The sequence below is a fragment of the Streptomyces sp. NPDC006476 genome (assembly GCF_040612015.1).
GTDB lineage: Bacteria > Actinomycetota > Actinomycetes > Streptomycetales > Streptomycetaceae > Streptomyces > Streptomyces griseorubiginosus_B.
The window spans coordinates 1-20,216 of the sequence record NZ_JBEXPK010000065.1 but is presented as its reverse complement, the minus strand read 5'-3'; the positions used below and the strand labels follow the sequence as shown (position 1 = coordinate 20,216).

Annotated in this window: 18 protein-coding genes and 3 pseudogenes; 14 read left to right on the top strand and 7 right to left on the bottom strand. The window is 70.9% G+C overall.

The features are described 5' to 3' along the window. Nucleotides 1–8: 8 nt before the first annotated feature. From araA to ABZZ74_RS41965, 5 genes and pseudogenes are all read left to right on the top strand, one after another. Nucleotides 9–1,526, top strand: coding sequence for an L-arabinose isomerase (gene araA, locus ABZZ74_RS41985; protein ID WP_356949403.1), 1,518 nt, complete (start codon nucleotides 9–11; stop codon nucleotides 1,524–1,526). Then, nucleotides 1,526–2,239: an L-ribulose-5-phosphate 4-epimerase AraD gene (araD, locus tag ABZZ74_RS41980; protein ID WP_356949402.1), complete on the top strand. Its 714-nt coding sequence runs from the start codon at nucleotides 1,526–1,528 to the stop codon at nucleotides 2,237–2,239. The genes araA and araD overlap by 1 nt, the downstream gene beginning before the upstream one ends. A 362-nt stretch (nucleotides 2,240–2,601) precedes the next feature. Further along, the gene (locus tag ABZZ74_RS41975) at nucleotides 2,602–3,438 is read left to right on the top strand and encodes an aldose 1-epimerase family protein (RefSeq protein WP_356949401.1); all 837 of its coding nucleotides are present in this window, start codon (nucleotides 2,602–2,604) and stop codon (nucleotides 3,436–3,438) included. 303 nt (nucleotides 3,439–3,741) lie between these two features. Further along, nucleotides 3,742–5,435: pseudogene (locus ABZZ74_RS41970) on the top strand (cation:proton antiporter); the annotation flags it as partial. Between the two features lie 57 nt (nucleotides 5,436–5,492). Continuing rightward, entirely contained in the window at nucleotides 5,493–5,927 is a 435-nt protein-coding gene (locus tag ABZZ74_RS41965) for a hypothetical protein (RefSeq protein WP_356949400.1), read from the top strand. Nucleotides 5,928–5,953: 26 nt separating this feature from the next. Here ABZZ74_RS41965 and ABZZ74_RS41960 read toward each other — a convergent pair whose 3' ends face one another. Continuing rightward, on the bottom strand, nucleotides 5,954–6,811 hold the full coding sequence (locus ABZZ74_RS41960) for a DUF3152 domain-containing protein (protein ID WP_356949399.1): 858 nt from the start codon (nucleotides 6,809–6,811) through the stop codon (nucleotides 5,954–5,956). A gap of 140 nt (nucleotides 6,812–6,951) precedes the next feature. On the opposite strand from ABZZ74_RS41960, the gene ABZZ74_RS41955 reads away from it, so the two are divergent. From ABZZ74_RS41955 to ABZZ74_RS41940, 4 genes are all read left to right on the top strand, one after another. Continuing rightward, nucleotides 6,952–7,632, top strand: a complete 681-nt coding sequence (locus ABZZ74_RS41955) for a response regulator transcription factor (RefSeq protein ID WP_356949398.1) — start codon at nucleotides 6,952–6,954, stop codon at nucleotides 7,630–7,632. A 50-nt stretch (nucleotides 7,633–7,682) separates the two neighbouring features. Next, nucleotides 7,683–9,119 (top strand): ATP-binding protein, encoded by a 1,437-nt coding sequence (locus tag ABZZ74_RS41950; protein WP_356949425.1) that lies wholly within the window; start codon nucleotides 7,683–7,685, stop codon nucleotides 9,117–9,119. Next, nucleotides 9,116–9,682, top strand: a complete 567-nt coding sequence (locus ABZZ74_RS41945; RefSeq protein WP_356949397.1) for a hypothetical protein — start codon at nucleotides 9,116–9,118, stop codon at nucleotides 9,680–9,682. The genes ABZZ74_RS41950 and ABZZ74_RS41945 overlap by 4 nt, the downstream gene beginning before the upstream one ends. A 103-nt stretch (nucleotides 9,683–9,785) precedes the next feature. Further along, the gene (locus ABZZ74_RS41940; protein WP_356949396.1) at nucleotides 9,786–10,298 is read left to right on the top strand and encodes a MarR family transcriptional regulator; all 513 of its coding nucleotides are present in this window, start codon (nucleotides 9,786–9,788) and stop codon (nucleotides 10,296–10,298) included. 6 nt (nucleotides 10,299–10,304) lie between these two features. Here ABZZ74_RS41940 and ABZZ74_RS41935 read toward each other — a convergent pair whose 3' ends face one another. Then, a complete protein-coding gene (locus tag ABZZ74_RS41935; RefSeq protein ID WP_356949424.1) occupies nucleotides 10,305–10,550 on the bottom strand; it encodes a hypothetical protein in 246 nt (81 codons plus the stop codon). Here ABZZ74_RS41935 and ABZZ74_RS41930 point away from each other — a divergent pair. From ABZZ74_RS41930 to ABZZ74_RS41915, 4 genes and pseudogenes are all read left to right on the top strand, one after another. Then, a pseudogene (locus tag ABZZ74_RS41930) lies at nucleotides 10,482–10,880 on the top strand (AraC family transcriptional regulator); the annotation flags it as partial. The gene ABZZ74_RS41935 and the pseudogene ABZZ74_RS41930 overlap by 69 nt on opposite strands. 32 nt (nucleotides 10,881–10,912) lie before the next feature. Beyond that, entirely contained in the window at nucleotides 10,913–11,293 is a 381-nt protein-coding gene (locus tag ABZZ74_RS41925; RefSeq protein ID WP_208779725.1) for a MauE/DoxX family redox-associated membrane protein, read from the top strand. After that, nucleotides 11,290–11,757 (top strand): peroxiredoxin, encoded by a 468-nt coding sequence (locus ABZZ74_RS41920; protein ID WP_356949395.1) that lies wholly within the window; start codon nucleotides 11,290–11,292, stop codon nucleotides 11,755–11,757. Before ABZZ74_RS41925 ends, ABZZ74_RS41920 begins: the two co-directional genes overlap by 4 nt. A 77-nt stretch (nucleotides 11,758–11,834) precedes the next feature. Further along, nucleotides 11,835–14,180: a SpoIIE family protein phosphatase gene (locus ABZZ74_RS41915; protein ID WP_356949394.1), complete on the top strand. Its 2,346-nt coding sequence runs from the start codon at nucleotides 11,835–11,837 to the stop codon at nucleotides 14,178–14,180. Here the strand turns inward: ABZZ74_RS41915 and ABZZ74_RS41910 are convergent, their stop codons facing one another. Then, the gene (locus tag ABZZ74_RS41910) at nucleotides 14,181–14,618 is read right to left on the bottom strand and encodes a cupin domain-containing protein (RefSeq protein WP_356949393.1); all 438 of its coding nucleotides are present in this window, start codon (nucleotides 14,616–14,618) and stop codon (nucleotides 14,181–14,183) included. A 224-nt stretch (nucleotides 14,619–14,842) separates the two neighbouring features. Here ABZZ74_RS41910 and ABZZ74_RS41905 point away from each other — a divergent pair, with 224 nt between their 5' ends. Next, complete coding sequence (locus ABZZ74_RS41905; RefSeq protein WP_356949392.1) at nucleotides 14,843–16,078, top strand: AI-2E family transporter; 1,236 nt, start codon at nucleotides 14,843–14,845, stop codon at nucleotides 16,076–16,078. A 7-nt stretch (nucleotides 16,079–16,085) separates the two neighbouring features. Here the strand turns inward: ABZZ74_RS41905 and ABZZ74_RS41900 are convergent, their stop codons facing one another. The 4 genes and pseudogenes from ABZZ74_RS41900 to ABZZ74_RS41885 form a co-directional block, all read right to left on the bottom strand. After that, complete coding sequence (locus ABZZ74_RS41900) at nucleotides 16,086–16,703, bottom strand: DNA polymerase ligase N-terminal domain-containing protein (RefSeq protein WP_356949391.1); 618 nt, start codon at nucleotides 16,701–16,703, stop codon at nucleotides 16,086–16,088. A gap of 59 nt (nucleotides 16,704–16,762) precedes the next feature. After that, on the bottom strand, nucleotides 16,763–17,593 hold the full coding sequence (locus tag ABZZ74_RS41895) for an aldo/keto reductase (protein ID WP_356949390.1): 831 nt from the start codon (nucleotides 17,591–17,593) through the stop codon (nucleotides 16,763–16,765). A 140-nt stretch (nucleotides 17,594–17,733) separates the two neighbouring features. Then, a pseudogene (locus tag ABZZ74_RS41890) lies at nucleotides 17,734–18,786 on the bottom strand (arabinofuranosidase catalytic domain-containing protein); the annotation flags it as partial. Nucleotides 18,787–18,833: 47 nt separating this feature from the next. After that, on the bottom strand, nucleotides 18,834–20,216 hold a 1,383-nt coding region (locus ABZZ74_RS41885; RefSeq protein ID WP_356949389.1), incomplete at its 5' end, for a non-reducing end alpha-L-arabinofuranosidase family hydrolase.

The following is a 20,216-nucleotide window of genomic DNA, read 5'->3' as shown; positions in this document are numbered from 1 at the left end:
GAAGCGTCATGACAACACATGCTCAGCCCTATGACAGCCACGAGGTGTGGTTTCTGACCGGCAGCCAGCACCTGTACGGCGAGGAGACCCTGGCACAGGTCGCCCATCAGTCCCGGCAGATCGCCGAACGCCTCGACGCGGCCGCGGAGATCCCGCTGCGGATCGTGTCGAAGCCCGTCCTGACCGACGCGGAGTCGATCCGGCGGATGTGCCAGGAGGCCACGGTCTCCGACACCTGTGTCGGCGTGATCGTGTGGATGCACACCTTCTCCCCGGCCAAGATGTGGATCGCCGGCCTGAGCGCGCTGGACCGGCCGGTGCTGCACCTGCACACCCAGTACAACCTGTCGCTGCCCTGGTCGAGCATCGACATGGACTTCATGAACCTCAACCAGGCCGCCCACGGCGACCGCGAGTTCGCCCACATCGAGGCGCGGGTGGGTGTCAACCGCAAGGTCGTCGCCGGGCATGCCACCGATCCCCGGGTCGTCAGACGGGTCGCGGCGTGGTCCCGGGCCGCCGCCGGCCGGCACGCGGCCCGCTCCCTGCGGCTGGCGCGGTTCGGGGACAACATGCGCGAGGTCGCGGTCACCGAGGGCGACAAGGTCGAGGCCCAGCTGCGTTTCGGCTACTCCGTCAACACCTACGGCGTCAACGACCTGGTGGCGGTGGTCGACGCCGTCGAGCCCAAGGCGGCGGCCGAACTGGCCGAGGAGTACGTGGAGTCGTACGACGTGGTCCCCGCGCTGCGTCCGGGCGGCATCCGTCACGACTCCCTGCTGTACGCGGCGCGCCAGGAGCTGGGCCTGCGCGCCTTCCTCACCGAGGGCGGCTTCACCGCCTTCACCACCAACTTCGAGGACCTCGGCGGCCTGCGCCAACTCCCGGGGCTGGCGGTACAGCGGCTGATGGCCGACGGCTACGGCTTCGGCGGCGAGGGCGACTGGAAGACCTCCGCGCTGCTGCGCACCCTGAAGGTCATGGGCCACGGACAGCCCGGCGGCACCTCCTTCATGGAGGACTACACCTACCACCTCGGCCCCGGAGAGCCCCGCATCCTGGGCGCCCACATGCTGGAGGTCTGCCCCTCCATCGCGGCCGGCCGGCCCAGCCTGGAGATCCACCCGCTGTCCATCGGCGGCCGTGAGGACCCCGTCCGGCTGGTCTTCGACGCCGCGCCCGGACCCGCCGTGGTCGTCGGCCTGTCGGACGTGGGCGACCGCTTCCGCCTCACCGCCAACGCCGTGGACGTGGTCGCCCCGAGCCAGCCGCTGCCCCGGCTCCCGGTCGCCCGGGCCGTGTGGAAGCCGCGTCCGTCACTGGCGGAGTCGGCCGAGAGCTGGCTGCTGGCCGGGGCGCCGCACCACACGGTGCTCAGCTCCGCCGTCGACCTGGAGACGCTGAGCGACTTCGCCATCATGACCGGTGTCGAGCTGCTGACCATCGACGAGAACACCAGCACCGAACAGTTCGCCAAGGAAATCCGCTGGAACGCCGCCTACCACCGACTGGCCCAGGCCCTGTGATGGCGAGCTTGCACGAAGAGGTGCTGGAGGCCAACCTCGCCATCCCCCAAGTGGGCCTCGCCACTCTGACCTGGGGCAACGTCAGCGGCGTCGACCGTGAGGCCGGGGTGTTCGTCATCAAGCCCTCGGGTGTGCCGTACGAGAGCCTGACCCTCGAGGACCTGGTGACCGTGCGGCTGTCGGACGGCGCCGTGGTCGCAGGTCACCTGCGTCCCTCCACCGACACCGAGACCCACCGCAGCCTCTACCTCGCCTTCCCCTCCATCGGCGGCGTCACCCACACCCACTCCACCCACGCCGTCGCCTTCGCCCAGGCCCATCGGGACATCCCCGTCCTGGGCACCACCCACGCCGACACCTTCAACGGCCCCATCCCCGTCACCCGCGACCTCACCCCCGACGAGTGCGCGACGGACTACGAGTACAACACCGGCCGCGTCATCGTCGACCTCCTCCACGGCGACGACCAGCGGGCCCTCGAGGTCCCCGCCGCGCTGGTCGCCGGGCACGGCCCCTTCACCTGGGGCACCAACGCCCGCAAGTCCCTGGAACACGCCATCATCTGCGAGGCCGTCGCCGACATCGCCCTGCACACCCTCTCCCTCAACCCCACCGACCCACCCCCACCCCACCTCCTCCAACGCCACTACACCCGCAAACACGGCCCCAACGCCTACTACGGAAACCCGGACAAGACGCCGACCTCCGGCTGAGCCGGCGCGGGCGTACGTAGCGGCCCGGCCGACGCCTGCCCGCAGGGGCTCGTAGTTCGATCGTGTACATCCCGGGGCGGAACACCTCTCCCAGGCGTGCCGGTTTCTCCCGTCCGCCGCACCGGATGGTTTCGTCTGGGAGGGCTGGGCACCGCATGGCACGTGTGTGTCCGTCCTGGTGGACCGCCGGCACTCGTTCGTCCTCACGCGCTCCGCCCGTTCTGGTGGCCATGACGTCCGAAACGCCGAGGGAGTGACCGTGGCGGCGATGAATGCCGACGATCGCGAACCAGTGTCCGCGCAGCTTCTCAAGGGCCAGAAAGCGCTGGGCTCTGCGGTCGTATGCCGTAGGTGAACGCGCCGTGATCGCCGGATTCGCCGAGCAGGCCCTGATCACCGGCGGGCACGGCCAGATCCTGGTGCCGTGGCCCAACCGGATCGGTGACGGCCGGTACTCCTGGCACGGCGAGGACCTGCAACTGCCGCTCAACGAACCGACTGCCGGGAACGCCATCCACGGACTGCTCCGCTGGGTCGCGTGGCGTGTCGTGGAGGCGACCGACAGCCGGGCCGTTCTCGAAGTCACGCTGTGGCCCCAGCCGGGCTATCCGTTCCACCTGGCCGTCCGCGCCGCGTACATCCTGGGCGAGACCGGTCTCGAGGTCGCCGTCACAGCGCGCAACCTCGATGTTCGGGCCGCGCCGTACGGCTTTGGCCAGCACCCCTACGTCACCGTCGGCACGGCAGTCGTCGACGAGGCGATGCTGACCGTCCCGGCACGGACGTGGCTGCGCACCGACGAGCGCGGGCTGCCGGTCGCCGCCGAGGCGGTGGCCGGGACGGTGTACGACCTGCGTGCGCAGAAGGTGGTCGGAGACCTCCGGCTGGACACACCGTTCGGTGACCTCGACCGGGATGCGGACGGGCGAGCCGTCGTCCGTCTGGCCCACCCGTCGGGTGAGTTCGGTACGGACGTGTGGCTCGGGGAGGGCGCCGACTACGTACAGCTCTACACCGGCGACACCCTTCCGTCGGAGGAGCGCCGTCGCGCCGTCGCGATCGAGCCGATGACCTGCCCGCCGGACGCCTTCCGCAGCGGCACCGGACTCATCAGCCTCGGCCCCGGCGAGCGGCACACCGTCCGCTGGGGGATCACGCCGTGGGAAGCCGCCCACGGGGTCACGATTCCCCCGGAGTGATGTTCGACGGCGCCGGATCCACCCAGCGAGCCGCTCTCCGACGGGTTTCGCCGCAGTCGCAGCCCGCGCTTGACACAGCCGAGGAGGCGCGGGCCGCGGCGCCAGGAGCGGTGCTCGGGTCGCCGCGCAGCACGGGGCCCGAGCCCCCGGCCGCAGGTGTCGTCCCGCGCTTCGGGCGCGGCGCACGGCGCTGCGTTTGGGGCAGCCGCCGTTTCCCGGCTTTCCCGCGGTCGCCCGTCCCGGCCCCGGCTTGTTCATCCCTACGCCCCGAAAGAGCCTTCATGACGACCGACCAGGTGCTCCATCCCCGCGCTCGTCGTCCTGCTGCCGGTGGGTTTCGCCGCCGGCGCGCTGACCGACGACGTCGACCCGGGGCGGCTCCTGGGAGCGGCCTTCTCACCGCTGGTGTCCCTGGCCGTTGCCGTGATCCTCTACGACGCGGGCCTCGGGCTCGACCTGGCGAAGCTGAAGGGGCACACCCGCCGTGTCGTCGTCCGGCTGATCTGGATCGGCGTGTTGATCACCTGGCTGCTCGGCACGCTTCTCGCCGCGCCGCTCCTGGGGATGTCCCAGCGGGCGGCGGTCATGACCGGCGCGATTCTCGTCGTCTCGGGGCCGACGGTCGTCGGACCGCTGCTCAACGCCGTACGGCGGAAGGACCGGCTCCAACGCATCCTGATCTGGGAAGGCTCCCTCATCGACCCGGTCGGCGGCATTCTGGGAGCCCTGGTTTTCCACGGGGTCGTCTCGAGTACCGCCCATCACCTCGGCACCGCGACGGAGCACTTCCTGGGGAGCCTGGGCATCGGCGCGGCCGGGGGAGTCGTGGGGGCGGCCGCGCTGTGGGTGCTGTTCCGGACGTTGCGGCCGGGTGAGGTCCTCGGCACCACAGCGCAGCTCGCCGCGGTGATCGGTGTGGCGGCGTTCTGCGATGTCCTGCGCGACGACACCGGCCTGATCGCCGCGGTGGTGATGGGCCTGGCCGTCGCCAACCTCGGCGGTATCGACACACCGGTGCGACGGCCGTTCTTCGAGACCCTGGTGAGCCTGGTCATCGGCCTGCTCTTCATCACGATCTCGGCCACCGTGACTCCGCGGTCGCTGGACCATGTGCTGTTGCCCGCGCTGGGACTCGCGGCCGTTCTGGTGCTGACGTCAGGCCGCTGGTCGCCGTCGTGTCCGCGTTCGGCACCGACCTGACGGGCGGTGAGCGCGGTTTCATCGGCTGGATGGCGCCACGTGGCATCGTGGCGGCGGCGACCGCGTCGACCTTCTCGGCCGCCTTGGTGGCCAAAGGGATCGGCGGCGCTTCGAAGATCCTTCCGGCCACGTTCGTGGTCATCGTGGCCACCGTCACGCTCTACGGTCTGACCGCCGCGCCCGTGGCCCGGCGTCTGGGCGTCGTACGCCCCGCCCGTTCGCGTCCGCTGCTGGTGGGCGGGGACCCTTGGGTGGTCGACCTGGGGGTGGCACTGCGAGCGGCGGGGCTGGAGGTGCTGATGTGGGCGGGGGAGCATGAGCAGCGTGAACGGATCGAGCAGGCCGGGATCGAACTCGCGTCCGGTGAGATGCTGGCGGCCGCCACGGGCGGAGCCGCCGAGCTGGAGGGTGTCACGGCGGTGTACTTCCTCACGGCGGAGGACGACTTCAACGCTCTGGCGGCAACGATTCTGCGCGGCAGCGTGGAGGAGGCGGTCCATCGACTCGGCGCACCGCCCGACAGCCAGGGAGCCGTGGGGCCGTTCATCGGCGGGGAAGTCCTGTTCGCCCGGGGGCTGACATGGCCGGCCCTGACCCGCAGGTACGACGACGGAGCGGCCGTCCTGGCTCGGCCCGCCGAAGGTGATCTACCGCCGGGCAGCGATGTGCTGTTCCTGGTACGTCGTGACGGCCGTCTGGTTCCGGCCCTGGAGGACAGGAAGCCGCCGTCACTCCCGGGCGACACGGTCGTCCTGCTGACGGCGGGCGGTCGGCCCCGGGACCTCCCAAGCCCCTGACACCAACGGGCCAACACTGTTTGCGGTGCGCGCCGCCACCCTCCCTGAATGGATCTCATGCAGAGAGACATCCCTTCGCAGGATGAGGCCGTGCCGCCCATGGAGCGTTCGCACTGGGTGGCCTTCGCCGGGACCCTGCTGATGATCGCGGGGTTCTTCGATCTCCTGAACGGTTTTGTCGCCATCCTGGACCACGGCTACTACGAGACGGTGGCGGACCACGGGAACCGCCTGCTCATCTTCAACTACACCGCCTGGGGATGGATCTGGATCCTCGTCGGCATCGCGCAGATCCTCGCGAGCGTCGGGGTCCTGGTGGGCTCCCGGGCGGCGCGGCGCACGGGGATCGTGCTGGCCTCGCTGTGTCTGGTCGGCCAGATGATGTTCCTGCCCACCTTCCCCTGGTGGTCACTGGCCACCATGGCCATCTCCGTCCTGGTGATCTTCGGGCTGCTGGCGGAACCACGGCACGTGCCGTCGATGCGGGTCTAGCCGACTTCCCCCGGACGGGTCGGGGTTCAGGAGACGGCGGGGCCGGTGATGTACCGGCCGTGCTCGTCGTACGGCCACACGTTGGGCACGCAGCCGTGCATGCCCTTGATCTGCTGCATCATCGCGGGCGCCGGCTTTCCGGGGCCCGGGCAGCCGGCGTGGCCGTGGCCGAGGAAGTGGCCGACCTCGTGGTTGATGATCAGCGCGCGGTAGGCGGTGACGTCCTTGGCGTAGACGGGGGTGGCCAGCAGCCAGCGTTTGAGGTTGACCATCACGTCATTGGACACACGGCAGTTGACCTCGCCCTCGGTCTGCAGTCCGTACGCACCGCAGATCTTGTCCACGGTCCCGGGTGTCGCGATCTTCACGGCGAAGTCGGCGGTGCCGCCGGAGACGCGCTGGAACGCCGAGTGGCCGTCGGCCGTCCAGCCGCGCCGGTCGGCGAGGACGCGCTCGACTTCCTCGGCGGCGGCCCGGGGAGACACGTCGAGGCCGTCCTCCACCTCGACCCGGTAACGCCATACCTTTCCGGTGCCGACCTTGGGGCTGGTGCCGGGTGCCGTGGTGAACGTGCCCGGGCCCGTGGCCGGGATCGCCTGCGGGGAGGGAGATGCCGAGGGGCTGTGGCTGGGGGAGGGCTCGCCACTGTGGGACTGCGTTGGGGACTTGGACCCGGCCTGGGTGCGTTCGCGGGGCCGGGCGTCTGCCTGGTCGTCACCGTGGCCGGGGGCGGTCCAGCCCACGGCCGCGAAGCCCGCTGCGCCCAGCACGGCGATCGCGGCGACACCTCCCCACAACCGTCCCTTCCGTCCGCTCGCCACGGCGTGGGCGGGGCCACTGGGACGGCGGCGGCTGCTGGATCGAGTTGCTTTGTGCGCGGTCATGGGGGCTTAGGTTGTGACCGCTTTGTGATCGAACCTGGCCCGAGAGATAACGAACAGATAACGCCCGTCTGGTTGGGTGCTCATGTGATCATCCGGTAACAGCACCCCGGCCGGGCGCGGGACGTGCTGATACTGAGCCCATGCCACGTGTACTGCTGATCGAAGACGACCGCGCCGTGCGGGAGGGTGTCGCCCTGGCCCTGCGTCGGCAGGGTCACGAGGTCGGTACCGCCGTGACGGGGGAGGAGGGGCTCCAACAGGCCCGTTCCTTCCGGCCGGACGTCGCGGTGCTGGACCTGATGCTGCCCGGCATGCCCGGCCTGGACGTCTGCCGTGCGCTGCGTGACCTCGACCAGACGCTGCCGATCATCATGGCCACCGCGCGGGGCGACGACGAGGACATCGTCGTGGGGCTGGAGGCCGGAGCCGACGACTACGTGGTCAAGCCCGTGCAGGCGCGGGTCCTGGACGCCCGCATCCGCGCCGTGCTGCGCCGGGCGGCCCAGGCGTCCGGCGACGGCGGCATACCGAAACTCGACACGTACGGGGACCTGACCATCGACCGGGCCGGCTTCTCGGTCGCCCTGCGCGGTGTGCCCGTGGCGCTCGCCGCCTCCGAACTGCGCCTGCTGCTGACCTTGTCCGCCTCGCCCGGGCAGGTCTTCAGCCGGCAGCAACTGCTGGAGGCGGTCTGGGAACACAGCTACCACGGCGACGCACGTCTGGTGGACGCCTGCGTCAAGCGGCTGCGCGCCAAGATGGGCGAGCCTCGTTACATCGAGACCGTGCGCGGCTTCGGCTACCGGTTCGCCGCACGGTGACCCGCGCTCGCAGGGCCCGCGTCCGCGGGCTGTCCGCCCGGCGCTCCAGAGTGCCCCAACTGCTCGGCCTGCGCACCCGGTTGGTTCTCGCGTTCGCGCTCGTGGCGGCGCTCACCGCGACCACGACCGGCGCCCTGACCTTCCGCGAGGCGCGCACCGGTGTGCTCCAGCAGAGCCAGGACGCGGTGATCTCACAGCTGCGCGCCCAGGCGAACCGGCTCGCCCCCGACCTCGACATACCGCCCACCCAGGACGGGCTGCGGCGGTTCGCGTCCGCCGTCGCGGCCTCCGAACCGTCCGGTGCCTGGCGGGTCATGGTGACCTACGGCGAGTTGAGCGCGACGTCCGCCGCAGGCGATCGGTTCGCGGAACTGACGCCCGCGCTGCGCGAGGCCGTGCGGTCCAGCGTGGCGACCGTCTTCCAGCGGGTCCGCACCGGCGACCACACCTCCCTCGTCGTCGGCATGTCCGTGGCGTTCACCACTGGCGCCGCGTCGGGCCTGCGGATCTTCCTGACCGTCCCCCAGGCCACGGAACAGGCCTATGTCGACGCCCTGGTCACGGCCGTCGAACGGGCCACCGTGCCCGCCCTGGTACTGGCCGTGCTCCTCGCGCTCCTCGCCGCCCGAGGGGTGCTGCGCCCGGTGCGCGCGTTGCGCAGCGCCACCCGCAGCATCGCCGAGGGACGTCTCGACACCCGCCTCGCCGTCAACGGCTCCGACGAACTGGCCGACCTGTCGCACACGTTCAACGAGACGGCCGCCGCCCTGGAGGCGTCGGTGGCCGAACTGCGCGGCATGGAAGCCCGAGCCCGCCGGTTCGCCGCGGACGTCTCGCACGAACTGCGCACCCCGCTGGCCGCCATGTCGGCGGTCACCGACGTCCTCGACGAGGATGCCGCCCGCCTCGACCCGGACACCGCCACCGCGGTCCGCCTGATCAGCGAGGAGACCGTGAAACTGGCCCGCCTGGTGGACGACCTGATGGAGATCTCCCGCTTCGACGCGGGCGCCGCGGTCCTGCACCTCGACGAGATCGACCTCGCCGAGTCACTGCGCCGCACGCTCGCCGCCCGCGCCTGGACCGACCTGGTGGACACCGAACTGCCGCCGCCCGACACCCTGCGCGGACGCGTCGACCCGCGCCGCCTCGACGTGGTCGTGGCGAACCTCGTCGGCAACGCCCTCCGGCACGGCGCCCGCCCGGTCCGACTGCGCCTGACCGGCTCGACCGGAACAGAGCCCCGTGCCGTCATCGAGGTGCTGGACAGCGGCCCCGGCATCCCCGCCCACGTCCTGCCCCACGTCTTCGAACGGTTCTACAAGTCCGACGCCGCCCGCACCCGCACCGAGGGCAGTGGACTCGGCCTCGCGATCACCGCCGAGAACGTCCGCGTCCACGGCGGGACCGTGCGCGTCGCCAACCGGCCGGAGGGCGGCGCGGTCTTCACCGTCGAACTCCCCCTGCGGAGCGAGGAGAACCGGTGACCAAGCCCGTACGCCGCTGGGCGTCCGTGATGCTGATACCGGCCCTGGGCCTGCTCGCCTCCTGTGGCATCCCCACCACCGGAGTGGTGCAGTCCGGCGTCCCCGCGAGCGGGCTCGTGCCGACCATCCGGGTGTACTACGTCACCGGCGACGTCCTCTACGGCGTCTCCCGCCGGACCGCGGCACCCCCCGACGTCGAGTCGGCGATCCAGGTGCTGCTCAAAGGTCCCAGCCCGGTCGAACAATCGGCGGGCCTGATGTCGCTGCTGCCCTCCGTGGCGTCCCCTCCCACGGCTCTCTTCCCCACCGCGGCGCCCACCCTGGACCAGAGAGCGGCTGCCCAGACATCGAAGTGGGTGCAGGTCACCTCCCGCAGGGACCGCGTGGACATCCGGCTCACCGTCGCCATGGGCGGCAAGACCGACCTCGCCGCGGCACAGCTCATCTGCACGGCCCTCGCGGCCGAGCGCGTCGGCGCCCCCGGAACCAGGCCCCTGCCCGTCACGGTCACGGCCGCGGAGGGCCGCGAGATCCGGTCCTCCGACACCGAATGCCCGGACTGAACGAAGGGCCGCCGTACGGTCGGCATCATGCGTCCGTAGTACACGAAGCGAACGTACGCAGTAGGTTACTTGAGTTACGCAACAAGATGGTAAAGTGGATCGCATGGCCACTCCACCGCTCCCCGAACTCCCCGACACCCCCGCGTCCGAGGAGGTCATCGAGATCGAGCGCGCGCTCACCCGCATCACCTACCTGAGCACCCGCGCCCGCCAGCACGAGCGGCTGATGGCACTGGCCGGCGTGCCCCTCGACCGCGCTGCCGTGGCGCTGCTGCGACAGGTCGCCGACTCCGAGCCACTGCGCCCCGGCGAACTCGCGACCCGCCTCGGCGTGGAGGCCTCGCACGTCACCCGCACCGTGCAGCAACTGCAGAAGTCCGGTTACGTCACCCGCGTCCCCGACCCCGACGACCGCCGCGCCCAGCGGATCCAGCTCACCGACAGGGGACAGCAGGCCATCGACCGCGTCCGCGACGCCGGCGCCCGCGGCATGCAGTTCGCCCTGTCCGACTGGTCACCGGAGGAGCTGCGCCAGCTGGCCACGCTCTTCCACCGCATGGTCGACGACTTCCTCACCTACGCCATCGACGAGGAAACCGAGCACACCACCGTCTGACGCCCGTCACACCGACAGCGCACGCCGACCGGCCGGCCGCGCCCCCGCCGACGGTTCCCGCAGACCGCACAGCAGCAGCCGGCCCAGCGCCGGCAGCGCGACCAGCGGAAGCAACGCCGTCCGCAGCGACGTCACGTCGGCCAACGCCCCCAGCGCCGGCGCGGCCAGCTCACCCACACTCATGGCCTCGACGCCCCCGCCGCCCTCGCCGTCAGCCTCCTCCTGCGCGAACTGATCGTCGCCTACACCCACGACCCCGACGACGACACCCCCGAACGCCACCGCCTGCTCGCCGTCCTCCGAGACCAATTGCGCGTCTCAATCCAGCAGCCCATGCGCCTGCCCACCCCCACCGACCCCCCTCTGACCGCCGTCTGCGCCCTCGTCCACGCCAACCCCCGCACCCTCGCCGCCCTCAGCGCGGCAACCGAGTGGCGCACCCAGTCCCGCCTCTACCACGCCTTGCGCCTGCTCGCCGACGACATCCCCTTCCGTCGCCATCTCGGCTACACCCCGGGCACCCACCACCGCCGCCCGTATAACCATGGGCCCGCGCAGAGGCGACAATTACCGTCCGGCTAGTATGCCGCGGCAGGCCCCCCAGAGGAGGAACCGTGCCACGGTCCGAACGCTCACCCCTGCTGCTCGCCGGCCTCTTGGCCACCGCCGGAGTCGCCCACTTCGCCTCACCACGCCCCTTCGACGCCACCATCCCCGACGCCCTGCCCGGCACCCCGAGGACCTGGACCTATGCGAGCGGCGCCGCCGAACTCGCCCTGGCCGCCGGCCTCGCCCTGCCCCGCACCCGCAAGACCGCCGCCCTCGCCGCGGCCGCGTTCTTCGTCGGTGTCTTCCCCGCCAACGTCAAGATGGCCATCGACTGGCGCCACCGCCCCACCCCCCACAAGGCCGCCGCCATCGGACGACTGCCCCTGCAACTGCCCCTCGTCCTGTGGGCCCGCAGCATCGCCAGGAGTGGGGAGAGCCAGGCATGAGCGAGCGCATCACCATCGGCGACAAGGTCGACGACTTCGAACTGCCCGACGAGACCGGCACCCCCCGCACCCTCTCCGCACTCCTCGCCGGCGGACCCGTCGTCCTCTTCTTCTACCCCGCGGCCCTGAGCGCCGGCTGCACCGCCGAGGCCTGCCACTTCCGCGACCTCGCCGCCGAGTTCGCCGCCGTCGGCGCCCACCCCGTCGGCATCAGCGGCGACACCGTCGAACGCCAGCAGGAGTTCTCCGGCCGCCACACCCTCGGCATGCCTCTCCTCTCCGACGCCGACGGCACCATCCGCGAGCGCTTCGGCGTCAAACGAGGCTTCAACCTCGCCCCCACCAAACGCGCCACCTTCGTCATAGCCCAGGACCGCACCGTCCTGGACATCATCCGCAGCGAACTCCGCATGAACACCCACGCGGACCGCGCCCTTGCAGCCCTGCGGACCCACCAGAAGTGACACCCGCGCAACGCGCGACCCCCCGGGGTCGCGCGTTTCGGTTGAAGCGGTGCGACAAAAGAACCATCCTGAACTATATGGAGCACGGCTCTGCTGCGGTGATCGTCGATGCCGGGGGCATGGTGACGGGGTGGAGCGAGGGTGCCCGGCGACTGACCGGATACACCGCCGACGAAACCGTGGGGCGGGCTGTGCGGGAGTTGCTCGTCGAGGCGCCGTCGGCCGAGGCCCTGGCGACGCTCGCCGGAAGGGTGGTGGTGCGGCATCGGGACGGCTCCAGCGTCAGCCTCGATGCGCGGGCCTGTCCGGTCACCGGTGAGGGCGGTGCGGCGGCGGGGCATGTGATCACGGTCGAGGCGGCCGGCGGGCCGCGGGAGTCGGAGCTGCTGGCCGCCCGCGCCTTTCAGCAGGCCTCGATGTCGATGTCGGTGTTCGACACGCGCCAGCGCTATCTGCGGCTCAATGACGTGGCCTGCCGGGTCATGGGAGTGTCGGAGGACGTCCTGCGGGGCCGGCATTTCTCGGAGACCGTGGAGGACGCCGAGCACAGCCGTGGCTTCCTGGCCCATCTGCGGCAGGTCGCCGAGACGGGCCGGCCCACCCGGTACGAGAGCTACACCGGCGCCCCCGCACTCAACCGTGATCACGCCTGGACCACGGACATGTGGCCGCTGCGGGACGCCTCGGGCGCAGTCTGCGCGGTCGCGCTGGCGGCCTTCGACAGTACCGAGCAGTACTGGGCGCGTGAGCGTCTGGCGCTGCTGAACGAGGCGGCGGCATCGATCGGGACCACGCTGGACGTGGTCCGTACCGCGGAAGAGCTCGTGGAGCTGCTGGTGCCGCGGTACGCGGACTTCGCAAGCGTGGATCTCCTCGACTGGGTGCTGGCCTCGGAGGAGCGGCCCGCACTGCCGGACATCGACATCATTCTCCGCCGCGTCGCGCACGGCTCGGTGACGGAGGGGACGCCGGAGGCGGCGGTGCGTATCGGGGACGCGGACTTCTACCCGTCGTTCTCGCCGCCGGCGATGGCTCTGCGTGCGGGGCGGGCCGTCGTCAGCCAGGCGGGGGAGCCGGAGTTCACGCGGTGGGTCGCCGAGCGCAATGCCCGCGCTCCGGCGGGTCGCCCCCAGCGCAGGGGTGTGCACTCGATGCTGGCGGTGCCGTTGCGGGCGCGCGGCACCACGCTGGGTGTGGCGGTGGGCGTACGGATCGCGAATCCGGACGACTTCGGGGGCGACGACGTCGTACTGGCGGAGGAGCTGGCCAGCCGGGCGGCCGTCTGTATCGACAACGCCCGTCGGTTCGCGCGCGAGCGCAGCACGGCGTTGGCGCTGCAGAACAGTCTGCTGCCGAAGGGGCTGCCCGGACAGGCGGCGGTGGAGGTGGCGCACCGATATCTGCCCTCGGGGGCGCTGGTCGGGATCGGCGGCGACTGGTTCGACGTGATCCCGTTGTCCGGCAGTCGTGTCGCTCTGGTCGTCGGGGATGTCGTGGGGCACGGCATTCCGTCGACGGCGACGATGGGCCGGCTGTGTACGGCCGTACGCACACTGGCGGACGTGGATCTGCCGCCGGACGAGCTGCTCACCCACCTCGACGACCTCGTCACCCATCTGGCCTCGGGCGACAGCGGTGACGAGGTCGCGGAGCTGGGGGCCACCTGCCTGTACGCGGTCTACGACCCCGTCTCGCGGCGGCTGAACGTCGCGGCCGCCGGCCATCCGGGGCCGGCGCTGTTGTTGCCGGACGGTACGGCGAGCCTGATCGAGATGACGGCCGGCCCCCCTCTGGGCGTCGGCGGTCTGCCGTTCGAGGCGATGGAGCTGGAAGTGCCCGAGGGCGCGGTGGTGGCCCTCTACACCGACGGTCTGATCGAGGACCGCGACCGGGATGTCGACCATGCCACCGCCGAGCTGTGCCGTGCGCTGACCGCCCGCGTCGACACATTGGAGGCGCTGTGCGACACGGTGCTGAAGGCGGTGCTGCCGGAGGATCCCAGTGACGACGTGGCGCTCCTGCTGGCCCGCACCCGGGCCCTGGGCGCGGACCAGGTGGCCACCTGGGACATCACGCCGGACCCGGAGCGGGTGGCCGCGGCCCGACAAGCCGCCACTGAGCAGTTGTCGGCGTGGGGTCTGGACGAGGCGGCGTTCGTGACGGAGCTGGTGGTCAGCGAGCTGGTCACGAACGCCATCCGCTACGGCGCCCCGCCCGTCCAGTTGCGGTTGATCCGCGACCGCACGCTGATCTGCGAGGTCTCCGACGGCAGTTCCACCTCACCGCATCTGCGCCGGGCCCATGCCTTCGACGAGGGCGGCCGCGGACTGCTGCTGGTCGCCCAGCTCACCCGCCGCTGGGGCAGTCGGCAGACCGGCCGGGGCAAGACGATCTGGGCGGAGCAGCCGCTGCCTCCGGGCTGATCACTGGAAGGAGCAGCCGGGGTTGGGCACGTCCTCCGAGTAGGGGGCGCCGTGCGGGAGGACGTAGAGGACGTCGAGGACGAGTGGGGTGGCGCCCTCGTTGCGGCCGAGGTGGACGTCGCCGGGGCCGCCGGGTTCGCGGACGGTGCTGCCCGTCGGGTAGACGCCGTCCTCGGCACAGTCGGAGTGGTAGTGGCTGAGGGTGCCCTGGCGGACGAAGCCGTAGACGGTGCCGTCGTGGTAGTGCCAGCCGGTGGCCTGGCCGGGCGGGACCGTGATCTCGCGCAGGACGTAGTCGGTGTCGCCGACGGTGGTCTTGCTGATGAGCTTGGCGGTCACCCCCGGGCCGGGCGGTGTGGCGCCTGCCGTGCCGCAGACGGAGAGGGTGGTGCCGGTGACGATCGCGCCGACGAGGGCGGAGCGGAGCGCGGTGCGCATGCGAGGGGCCTCTCTGGACATGGGGGGAAGATCGAGTACCGCCGTGAACATAGAGCCCCGGGAGGGTGGTTGGGGCCGGAACGGATCAATCCGGCGGGGACGTGGGCTGGTGGGCCCGATTCCGTGCCGACTGGTCCGTGCGTGCACCCCGGATTTAGAAAATTGCCGCTTTGGGAACACGTAGCTGCGTAATTCGACGACCTGCGGCGACGTGAGGCGGTGACGTGCAGGTGAGCGACGCCCTGCGTCGGTCGCGCCGACATCCCGACACCGGACCCGGCGGCAGCCGCGGCCCGCGCCGGATGCGGTACGTCGTGCTGGGCAGCCGGCCGGCCCGCGGATACGGGACGGTGGCCCGTGCGCGCAGGGCGTCGGCGTCCGCGCCGGGGGACGGGAACGGCGTGGACGTGCACCACGGGCTGAAGGTCAGTGCCGCCTATGCCTGGCGGCTGCTGGTGCTCGGGGCGGCCGTGTACGCGGGCTTCGTGATTCTGGGACGGCTGCAGCTGGTCGCTGTCGCGTTGTTCCTCGCCCTGGTCGTGACCTCCGTACTGCGTCCCCTCGCCGATCTGCTGGCACGATGGCTGCCGAGGTCGCTCGCGGTGGTGGTGAGCGTCGTGGGAAGCCTGGTGCTGTTCCTGGGACTGCTGGCGCTGGTCGGTGAGCTGGTGGCGAGCGAGTGGGACCAGCTCGGGCGGGAGTTCAGCGGAGGCATCGGACGCATCGAGCGGTGGCTGCAGGGAGCACCGTTCCATGTGAGTCCCACGGTGACGTCAGATCTTCAGGGCAAGGTCAACACCTTCGTGTCGGAGCACCGCTCCACGTTGATCACCAGCGCGGTGAGCGGTGCCGGGCGGCTCGTGGAGGTGCTGACCGCGGGGGTGCTGGCGCTGTTCTGCTCCTTGTTCTTCATCCATTCCGGCGACCGGTTCTGGCGCTGGTTCCAGGAGTTGCTGCCGCAGTCGGCCCGGGCCCCCTGGAACCGTGCGGGTCGCGCGGCGTGGCGGACCTTCGCCGGGTACACGCGGGGCATCGTGATCGTGGCGGCCACCAACGCGGTGCTGGTCGGCATCGCCCTGTTCGTGCTGCGGGTGCCGTTGGCCCTGCCGCTGACGTTGCTGGAGTTCTTCGCCGCGTTCATTCCCCTGGTCGGATCGCCCATCGCGCTGGGCGTGGCCACGGTGGTCGCGCTGGCGTCGCGCGGGCCGGTCATCGCGATCGTGGTCCTCGCGCTGATCGTCGTCGTCGGCCAGATCGAGGGCCATGTACTGCATCCGCTGGTGATGAGCTGGGCGGTGCGGCTGCATCCGGTCGTGGTGGCGGTCTCGGTGATCGCCGGCAGCATCCTGGCCGGGGTGATCGGCGCGGTCGTCGCCGTGCCGATGGTGTCGGTGGCCTGGGCGGTCCACCGCGAACTGCGCGCCCCCGCCGACCCGAGGCAGAGACGAGCGGACACCTAGCGACCCGCTACTCCTGGCCGCCGTCGTCGGCGGCGACCTGCGCGAGCGTACGGCCGCTGCTGACCGAGCGCGCCCGGCGCGGATCCGGCGTGCCGTGCCCGGGGGCCTTCGCACTACCGGTCCTCACGAGCAGCCAGGCCTCTTCCCGGTCGCCGTCCTTGCCGCCGCGAAACCGGGTGAGGGCGTACTCGCCCTGCAGTTTGGAGCCCTTGAGACGGAAGCGGGCGTGCCCGCCCTCCAGGGACTCCTCGAAGTCGACGGGCCGCCCCTTGCGGTCGTGGCTGAGCGGTTCGTAGGTGCCGTGGTCCCACACGATCACCGTGCCCCCGCCGTACTCGCCCCGCGGGATCACGCCCTCGAAGTCCTCGTACTCCAGGGGATGGTCCTCGGTGGGCACGGCGAGCCGCTTGTCGTGCGGATCGTCGGAGGGGCCCTTGGGGATGGACCATGATTTGAGTACGTCGCCGACCTGCAGCCGGAAGTCGAAGTGCAGGGTGCTGGCGTCGTGGATCTGCACGACGAACCGCGGCTCGTCCCCCGAGGCAGCCGACTGCCCCCGTGGCTCCCCGGTCCGCTGGAAGTCGCGCTTGTCGTGGTAGTCCCGCAGCCGGTCCCGCTCACCCACCTTGGGCTCCTTCCGCCCGCCCTGTTCCTCGCGGCCGCCCGAGTACCCCGCGCGGTGGCTCAGAACTCCTCGTGCACCGTCGGGTCGCCGCCCAGGCGGCGGTGGGCGCGGTCGGAGACGGCTGCCAGCTGGGTGGCGTCGAGCTCGAAGCCGAAGATGTCGAGGTTCTGCCGTTGCCGCTCGGGGTCGGAGGACTTCGGGATGGGCAGCGCGCCGAGCTGGGTGTGCCACCGCAGGACGACCTGCCCGGGTGTCACGCCGTGGGCCTCGGCGATGGCGACGAGGGCCGGGTCCTCGAGGAGGCTGCTGCCACGGCCGAGCGGGCTCCAGCTCTCGGTGACGATGCCCCTGGCGCTGTGGAAGGCGCGCAGCTGTTCCTGCGGGAAGAGCGGGTGCAGCTCGATCTGGTTCACCGAGGGCAGCACACCGGTCTCCTTCTCCAGCCGTTCGATGTGTTCGGCGGTGAAGTTGGAGACGCCGATGGAGCGGACGAGTCCGTCCTCGCGGAGCTTGATCATGGCGCGCCAGGAGTCGACGTACTTGTCGACGCGGGGGAGCGGCCAGTGGATCAGGTACAGGTCCACGTACTCGAGGCCCAGCCGACTGCGGGACTCCTCGAAGGAGGCCAGCGTCTCCGCGAGGCCGTGGTGGCGGCCCGGCACCTTCGTCGTGACGACGACCTCCTCGCGCGGGATGCCGCTGCGGGCGATGCCGCGGCCGACTCCCGACTCGTTGCGGTAGTTGGTCGCCGTGTCGACCAGGCGGTAACCCGTCTCCAGAGCCCCGGCCACGGCGCGTTCCGCCTCCGCGTCGCTCATCGGCCAGGTGCCCAGGCCGATGGCGGGGATCGTCGTGCCGTCGTTGAGCGTGTAGGTCGGGATGCTGACCACGTCGGGACCTTTCCTCGACTGCGCCGGACCTCCAGCCTCACGGATGAGGTGCGGTCTGATCAAACGCGGTGGTCGGGGACGTGGGAGGGCGACCCGAGGCCGATGGGCGTCGGCCCGGGCCGCCCGGGCTGTCACCTGCCGTAGCCGGCGGCGGTGATGTTGGCCTGTACGGCGTTCTCGGTGGCGTCCGAGGGATAGCCGGTGGTCATGACGCCTTCGTAGAAGGTGCCTTGGGCGCCCTTGCTGTTGTCGCCGCCGATGCCGAGGATGATGGCTCCCTCCTTCTTCATCGGGTTGTAGCCGGCGACGTTGGGGCGGGCCCCGTTGTAGAAGGTGGACAGGGCGCCGGACTGGGCGTTGCCGCCGCGGATGGCCCATTTGTTGGGCCCGCCCTTGATGACGGCGGTCGTGTAGCGGTAGTTGATGGTGGGGTCGTTCGCGTTGTAGTGCTGGTTGACGCCGGAGAACAGGCCGTTCTCGAGGTCGGCCATGATCCAGGGGCCGTTGCCGCTGCCGTATCCCCAGACCTTGATGTTGCCGAAGCAGATGGCCTCCATGGTGCCGTTGCCGTTGTCGCGGCTGTTGGTCTCGGCGTTGCCGTAGTCGAAGCAGCAGCCACCGTTGTAGTGGGTGCCGTCGAGGACGGCGTACAGGCCCTCCGGCTGGTCGCCCTTGGCCACGCCGCTGGTGTTGTTGTTGCGGTAGCCGGTGCCGGGGGCGACGTAGACGCCGTAGGCCTTGTGGCCGGCGACCGTGGTGGGGGCGGCGGTGGCGTTGGCCAGGTTGTCCGGACCGCCGGCGGCACCGCCGCCGGGCGCCTGGGTGAGGCGGTTGCCCCGGCCGGACTGGTCGTAGATGACGGTGATGACGCAGGACGTGCCGGAGCAGAAGGAGTCCTGGGCGGCCGCGTTGGCGACGCCTCCCGCGCTGAGGACGCCGATGTCGCGGGTGGCGTTGTCGGAGGCGCGGCGCACCTGGTACAGCGGGCCGTTGTAGGAGGAGTACAGGGCGCGGGTCGTGCTGTGGGCGGCCACACAGGGTGTGCCGCCGGAGGCGTACAGGTCGCAGGGCAGTGATCCCGCGGCATGGGAGGACGGGGCGGTGCCGGTGAGGATGCCGGCGCCGAGGGCGACGGCCGCTCCGGTGGCGAGAAGGGCGCGCCGGGAGGGACGTAACGACTGTCGGACGATCACGGGAAGCTCCTCTGCTCGTGCGGGTGAGAGATGAGGGCGGTCGGCGGTCAGCAGGCGGAGTTCGTCTGGGTGAGCAGGCCCAGGCGCCAGGGCAGGCTGTTGTAGTCACCGCTCGCGTTGGGGTTGAGGCCCTGGTAGAGGTACTGGAGCCTGCAGGAGGGGATCGTCAGCGTCTGGTCGTAGCCGGCGCGGATCATCTCGCCGTGGCTGATGTCCTTCGTCCAGGCGCCCGCCGGGAAGCTGACGTTCGTGGCGCGGGCGAGGGGATTGCTCTCGGTGGCGGCCAGCGGGGTCCACGAGCCCGCGATACTGCCGGAGGTCCAGGAGCGGAAGTAGCGCCGCCCGTCGGAGCCGATGGCCTCGACGATCAGCAGGTACTGGTTGCTGCCCTGCACCTTGTAGACGTTGCTCGCCTCGAACAGGGCGTACTTGTTGGAGTCCTGGGCCGCGATGACGGTGTTGGTGAAGCCGTTCGGGAACTGGGACAGGCTGGTCTGCGAGCGGTACAGGTGGCCGTTGTCGTCGGAGGAGAACAGGTAACAGGTGGCGCTGTCGCAGATCACCCACATGTCGACCCAGTAGCCGCCGCCGATGTTCTGCTTGATGATGTCCGGCATCGAGGCGTAGAAGTTGCGGGGCGCGCTCCAGCCGTTGGGGTTGCTGATGTCGGCGTTGGTGGAGTACGAGGCGTTGCCGGTCTGGTAGACGAGGTACCAGAGATTCTGCGGCGCGAAGTAGAAGATCTGCGGGGCGGCCCGGTAGCCGCTGCCGATCGCGCCGCGGTCCAGGTAGTGGTGCGTGGCCGAGCCGGCCTGCGACCAGTCGCTGAAGCTGAGGTACACCAGGCTGTAGCCGGAGGAGCTCGCGACGCTCGCGAAGACGTGGTACTTGCCGTTGTAGTACACGACCGAGGGGTCCTTGATCCCTGCGATGTTGTGTGTCGAGTCGGGCTTGGGCGCGATCATCGCGCCGCTCGAACTCCAGCTGAAGCTCGACGGGAGGGCGGCGGCGGAGGAGGCTCGGGCGGTGGTCGCGGGTGTGCCGCCGAGCGCGGTCAGTACCGCGTTGTACGCCGCCTTCTTGTTGCCGCCGTTGTCGAACAGCAGTGGGTTCTGGCCGGTGCGCCAGGAGTCGCTGTCCCGGATGCCCCACACGGTGATGCCCTTGCAGCGGGCCACGTTCATGCACGCTTTGACGGTGTTGGCGTAGGCCGTGGCGGGTGCCTGGGCGATGTCGAGTTCGGTGATCTGTACGTCGACGCCGAGCGCGGCGAAGTTCGAGAGGGTGGTCTGGAAGCTGGCGGGCGGGCCGCCGGTGCCGAAGTGGGACTGGAAGCCGACGCAGTCGATGGGCACGCCGCGGGACTTGAAGTCGCGGACCATGTTGTAGACGCCCTGCGTCTTGGCGTCGGTCCAGTTCTCGATGTTGTA

Bases quoted from the DNA above. Each gene is read 5' to 3' on its own strand.
- araA (WP_356949403.1), top strand. From the start codon at position 9: ATGACAACACATGCTCAGCCCTATGACAGCCACGAGGTGTGGTTTCTG.
- araD (WP_356949402.1), top strand. From the start codon at position 1,526: ATGGCGAGCTTGCACGAAGAGGTGCTGGAGGCCAACCTCGCCATCCCC.
- ABZZ74_RS41965 (WP_356949400.1), top strand. From the start codon at position 5,493: ATGCAGAGAGACATCCCTTCGCAGGATGAGGCCGTGCCGCCCATGGAG.
- ABZZ74_RS41960 (WP_356949399.1), bottom strand. From the start codon at position 6,811: ATGACCGCGCACAAAGCAACTCGATCCAGCAGCCGCCGCCGTCCCAGT.
- ABZZ74_RS41955 (WP_356949398.1), top strand. From the start codon at position 6,952: ATGCCACGTGTACTGCTGATCGAAGACGACCGCGCCGTGCGGGAGGGT.
- ABZZ74_RS41940 (WP_356949396.1), top strand. From the start codon at position 9,786: ATGGCCACTCCACCGCTCCCCGAACTCCCCGACACCCCCGCGTCCGAG.
- ABZZ74_RS41920 (WP_356949395.1), top strand. From the start codon at position 11,290: ATGAGCGAGCGCATCACCATCGGCGACAAGGTCGACGACTTCGAACTG.
- ABZZ74_RS41915 (WP_356949394.1), top strand. From the start codon at position 11,835: ATGGAGCACGGCTCTGCTGCGGTGATCGTCGATGCCGGGGGCATGGTG.
- ABZZ74_RS41910 (WP_356949393.1), bottom strand. From the start codon at position 14,618: ATGCGCACCGCGCTCCGCTCCGCCCTCGTCGGCGCGATCGTCACCGGC.